The organism is Mesorhizobium sp. M1C.F.Ca.ET.210.01.1.1 (assembly GCF_004791585.1).
Classification (GTDB): domain Bacteria; phylum Pseudomonadota; class Alphaproteobacteria; order Rhizobiales; family Rhizobiaceae; genus Mesorhizobium.
This window is the reverse complement of the sequence record NZ_SRUU01000130.1, coordinates 1-380: the sequence shown is the minus strand read 5'-3', so window position 1 is coordinate 380 and position 380 is coordinate 1. Positions and strand designations below refer to the sequence as shown.

Annotated in this window: 1 protein-coding gene; it reads left to right on the top strand. The window is 58.4% G+C overall.

Annotated features, from left to right (window positions below; genetic code table 11):
- On the top strand, positions 1–380 hold a 380-nt coding region (locus EN853_RS33235), incomplete at both ends, for an IS1595 family transposase (protein WP_135861353.1).

Here is a 380-nt window from a genome sequence, read left to right as displayed (position 1 = left end):
GGCAAGTTCGTTGAAGTGGATGAGACCTACATTGGCCGTCTCGCCGGTACGCCTGTGAAGAAGGGCGGCAGCGCGCACAAGAACACTGTCGTCACGCTGGTCGAGCGTGGCGGCAAGGCACGTTCCTTCCACGTGGATACTGCCCGCATGGGTAACGTCATGCCTATCGTCCGCGCCAACATCGCCCGCGAAAGCGCATTGATGACCGATGAGAGCGGTATCTATCGCCGCGCCAGCCAGGATTTCGCCTCGCACGAATTCGTCACGCACTCCAAGGACGAATACGTTCGCGGCAACTTCCACACCAACACGATTGAAGGCTATTTCTCGATCTTCAAGCGCGGCATGAAGGGCGTCTATCAGCATTGCGCCGAACACCA